Here is a 4,660-nt window from a genome sequence, read left to right on the forward strand (position 1 = left end):
TAGCCTGGATGTTGTTGGTGGCTGGATGACCGAGATACCGATACAGCGTGTACATATGCCTTTGGCCCAACAAGGTTCGATAAAGGTATTTCATGATGAAGTGACCGGCATTATTCTACAACCACATGGGATACACCCAACCACCGCTGGGATAGAGGAACCGGAATATTTTGGCCCGAAAAGGTACTGTAGTTTGTATGAGCGAACCACACATTGCACAAGAAAACAGCAATCTCAAAACACTTATCGTTGGTGGTGGCTGCTTCTGGTGTCAGGACGCGGTTTACCGGCAGACCAAGGGTGTCGTCGAATCAGAATCCGGCTACATTGGTGGTCACATCGATCATCCAACCTACGAGCAGATTACAACAGGACAGACAGGTCACGCTGAAGCAGTCAAAGTGACCTTTGACCAAGACATCATTGATGCCGACACCATTTTAGATATGCTCTTCGCCTCGCACGATCCCACGTCCTTGAACCGTCAGGGCGCAGATGTTGGTCCGCAGTACCGTTCGGCGCTCTTCCCACAGTCCGTCGAGGACCGCCAGCTGTTTGAAGATGCCATTGAACGTCACCAGCAGTTTTGGTCTGAACCGATTGTCACGACGATCGAGGAAAACCAACAGTGGTGGCCCGCAGAAGACGAGCACCAAAACTTTTATCAGCGGAACCCAAGCTGGGGTTATTGCCAGGTTGTAATCAACCCTAAACTGGCCAATGTGCGCAAACATTACTCTGCATGGCTACAATAATGACGTTTTGCGACGCGACCTTCTATTATTAAACGCAAGAACAATTTTTAACGCTTGCACCCCGTAAAGGATGATGCCCCTATGGCAAAGATGCTCGATAACATCACTCAGGCAGTTGGTGAGACTCCCCTGGTTCGTCTCAACCGCCTCACAGAAGGTCTGCCTGCTGACGTGGCCGTCAAGATTGAGTTCTACAACCCGGCCAACTCAGTCAAAGACCGCATTGGGGTAGCCATCGTTGATGCTGCCGAAAAGTCCGGCAAGCTCCGCCCAGGTGGCACCATCGTAGAAGGTACTTCCGGTAACACCGGCATCGCACTGGCCATGGTTGGTGCTGCACGTGGATACCGCGTTGTTCTGACCATGCCGGAAACCATGTCGAATGAACGCCGCGTGATGCTGCGTGCATATGGAGCCGAGATCGTGCTGACCCCTGGTGCCGATGGTATGCGCGGTGCGGTCGATAAAGCAGCTCAGATCGTTGAAGAAACCGAGAACTCGATTCTGGCTCAGCAGTTCGCCAACCAGGCCAACGTTGAGATTCACTACAACACCACCGGCCCAGAAATATGGGAAGCCTCAGAGGGCAAAGTCCATGTCCTGGTATCGGGCATCGGTACCGGCGGTACGTTGACCGGTGCGGGGCGTTATTTGAAAGAGCAGAACTCGGACGTCAAAATTGTCGCCGTGGAACCTGCTGATTCACCAATCCTTTCCGGCGGTAAGCCCGGCCCCCACAAAATTCAAGGTATTGGCGCAAACTTCATCCCGGAAGTTCTAGACACGGAACTCTACTCATCCGTGTACGCAGCCACACTGGAAGAGTCCGTACAGAATTCTCGCCTGTTGGGAGCAAAAGAAGGCATCCTCGGCGGTATCTCTTCTGGCGCAGCTATTGCTGCAGCCCTTGATGAGGCCCAGAAGGATGAAAACAAGGGCAAGCTCATCGTCGCTGTAATCCCAGACTTCGGTGAACGGTACATTTCCACCGTGCTCTACGAAGATATCCGTGGCTAATTAACAAGCTATTTTTTCCGTTCTGCCTTCGGCATTTGTAACTGCCGAAGGCAGAACCGTTTAAGCCTTACCTCGCAGTGATGCTGCACATAGAATAATTATGCCGTCACCCGTGTTGGGCCTAACAACAACAGTTTTTCTTGAAAGGTATACATTGGGATTCTTAAGCCGCTTCCGTGAGGACGTTCAGGCCGCCAAAGATCGTGACCCGGCCGCCCGCAGTACATTCGAGGTCGTCGCAGGGTATCCCGGCCTCCACGCGATTTGGATGCACCGCCTGGCACACAAAATGTGGGATACGGAACAGCTCAAAACTCCCGCTCGACTTCTGTCGCAGCTCAACCGAGCCCTCACTGGTATCGAGATTCACCCCGGTGCAGAAATTGGGCGGCGGTTTTTTATTGACCACGGCATGGGCGTAGTAGTCGGCGAAACCACTGAGATTGGCGACGATGTCATGCTGTATCACGGTGTGACGCTTGGCGGTCAGTCACTTGAGAAGAAGAAGCGCCACCCGACCCTTGAAGATGAAGTTGTCGTTGGTGCTGGTGCCAAAATTCTGGGACCAGTTGTTATTGGTGCCCGCACGGCCGTTGGTGCTAACGCGGTGGTGGTCAAAAACACTCCGGAAGATTCCATTGCAACCGGGATTCCCGCCCAGGTTCGTCACCGCCGGGGTGCAGAAGAAGCCAAGCCAGCGGTCGATCCAGCCGAGTACGTCGACCCCGCAATGTGGATCTAGGTTTCATACCAGCAAACAACTGACCCGTGTGGTTGAGCTTTCTTCGAGGAATCTCAACCACACGGGTCAGTTTCATTCAGCTGCAAACGATCGTGCACCACTAGCCGCCGGTTCCAAGCGTAGACGCGAGATCATCCATCGCGGCGTCGGAGCTGTAGTACCTGGTTAGTCCCCTACCGCGTCACGTCCGCGCATTACCAAGAGCGGGTCGGGAACTCCCACAACATCGTGATCTTTGCCCTCATAATCGAATTGGCTCAAGAAGTATCGCATGGCATTAAGTCGGCCACGTTTCTTATCGTTGGATTTCACGGTGATCCACGGAGCATGGTCCGTATCGGTGTGTAAGAACATGAGTTCTTTGGCCTCCGTGTAGGCCTCCCACCGGTCCAGGGCTTCAAGATCAACGGGAGACAGCTTCCAACGACGGACGGGATCCAACTGCCTGATGGCGAAGCGTGTTCGCTGTTCGGTCTGTGTCACTGAGAACCAGAATTTGATCAACGCGAAACCATCATCGACAAGCAATTTTTCTAGAACTGGCGCTTGGTTCATGAACGTATGATACTGGCTCTCGTTGCTGAAGCCCATCACACGTTCTACGCCGGCCCGGTTGTACCAGGAGCGGTCAAAGAGCACGATTTCCCCGGCCGTTGGGAAGTGATTGATATACCGCTGGAAGTACCACTGCCCCGTTTCGCGTTCGGTGGGCTTATTCAATGCGACTGTACGTGCTGTACGCGGGTTCATGTACTCGGTGAACCGCTGAATAGTACCGCCCTTACCGGCAGCGTCGCGACCTTCAAACACGACGATGATCTTTTGGCCCGTGTCTTCAGCCCAATACTGCAGTTTCAGTAATTCAATCTGCAGATAGTATTTTTCGAGTTCGTATTCTTCACGCGATAAGCGCTCTGAATACGGGTAGTTTTCGCGCCAAGTCTCGACAGCCCTACCCATGGGATCAATCAGATCCGGATCCGGAGTATGCCCGTCAGTGACTTGATAGCCACCGTCGCGAAGGGTATCGATGAATTCCCGCAGGTTCTGACGAGGCTGATCGGGGATGAGTTCTTCGAACACGGGATACTCCTTCATTGCGTACACATAAAACGTCTACTTGTTATTGTGCATGACCGAGCCACAAATTACATGCGTAGGCCCTCCAGTTTAACCACTGGGCGGTGAACAATGACTTAACGCACGCATACCTATCAAGGTATGCATACGTTAACTCAAAGCCCTCTCTTAGCCAGCTTCACATGCTAGTTGGAAAACTCGAGAGACGATTCTTCGCGCAACTCGAGCTGGAGGCTACTCGTGAGTGATTCGGCGTACGTGGCCGTCATGTGGTGTTGATCCCGCCACACGAGCACATCACCAATCACAGCCGAACACGACTCAGCAGAACAGAACATGTCGGTTAGATCGACCGCCTCTGTCTCCGTGTCTTCAGCCGCCTGCTGCATGTCGTTATAGGCACTAGCCTCGATTGCATCTGTACGCTTCTCTGAACACTCTGTGAGGTCATCTGGGTGTTCAGCCACGCATTCAGGGACGTCGAGGTCCAGGCGTGGTGTATCGAGGATAGCGGTCACACCTACACCAGAGTCTTGAAGTTGCGTCCATGCATCTCCCAGACCTTCCGCGATGCCACCGGTGTTCACGCCCTCGGGGACGTCGGAACTTTCTGCTGCAGGATATGACGCTGCGCTAACGATGACATGGTCCGGGCCATCCGAACCTGTAAGTTCGTCCATGACTTTCTGGTTCCAGTCATAGCAGCTATCGTAGAAACTTCCCTGGTAGTCCACGGCGACAGAGTTCAACGCACAGGCACTCTTGGTGTACGTCTCGAGTCTCCAGTCGTTCTCCTCGGCTATTTTTTCCAAAGCGGGGACCCAATGCGTTGCATGCGAATCGCCGACAACTGCAACAACATAATCTGAGTCAGCATTTCCATACACACACGACTTAACTGTGGATGCCACTTGATCGCCGTGGCAACCGTCTTCGTATGCAACGGCAAGGTCTTCTTGCGCTTCGGTCACATCGGGGTTGATGCTTTCAGCTTCCTTCACCGGTTCTACTGCACCCGGTTCCTCCTCAACGACTTCAGCACCTTGAGGGCCACCTTCTGCGGTGG

The 4,660-nt window shown here is 53.3% G+C and carries 5 protein-coding genes; 3 read left to right on the top strand and 2 right to left on the bottom strand.

All coding sequences use genetic code 11. From position 1 onward, the window contains the following. Positions 1-197: 197 nt before the first annotated feature. The 3 genes from msrA (at position 198) to epsC (ending at position 2,514) form a co-directional block, all read left to right on the top strand. Entirely contained in the window at positions 198-755 is a 558-nt protein-coding gene (gene msrA / locus L0H14_RS11710) for a peptide-methionine (S)-S-oxide reductase MsrA (RefSeq protein WP_301419782.1), read from the top strand. An 81-nt stretch (positions 756-836) separates the two neighbouring features. Beyond that, positions 837-1,772: a cysteine synthase A gene (gene cysK, locus L0H14_RS11715; protein WP_301421912.1), complete on the top strand. Its 936-nt coding sequence runs from the start codon at positions 837-839 to the stop codon at positions 1,770-1,772. A gap of 154 nt (positions 1,773-1,926) precedes the next feature. Then, positions 1,927-2,514, top strand: a complete 588-nt coding sequence (gene epsC, locus L0H14_RS11720) for a serine O-acetyltransferase EpsC (RefSeq protein ID WP_301419785.1) — start codon at positions 1,927-1,929, stop codon at positions 2,512-2,514. Between the two features lie 165 nt (positions 2,515-2,679). Here the strand turns inward: epsC and ppk2 are convergent, their stop codons facing one another. Together ppk2 and L0H14_RS11730 are read right to left on the bottom strand one after the other, a co-directional pair. Next, positions 2,680-3,597 (bottom strand): polyphosphate kinase 2, encoded by a 918-nt coding sequence (ppk2, locus tag L0H14_RS11725; RefSeq protein WP_301419786.1) that lies wholly within the window; start codon positions 3,595-3,597, stop codon positions 2,680-2,682. Between the two features lie 182 nt (positions 3,598-3,779). After that, positions 3,780-4,660 (bottom strand): SGNH hydrolase domain-containing protein (locus L0H14_RS11730; protein WP_301421913.1); only part of this gene is annotated, 881 nt, incomplete at its 5' end.

Origin of the sequence: Yaniella sp. (genome assembly GCF_030453185.1) — a bacterium.
Lineage (GTDB): Bacteria > Actinomycetota > Actinomycetes > Actinomycetales > Micrococcaceae > Yaniella.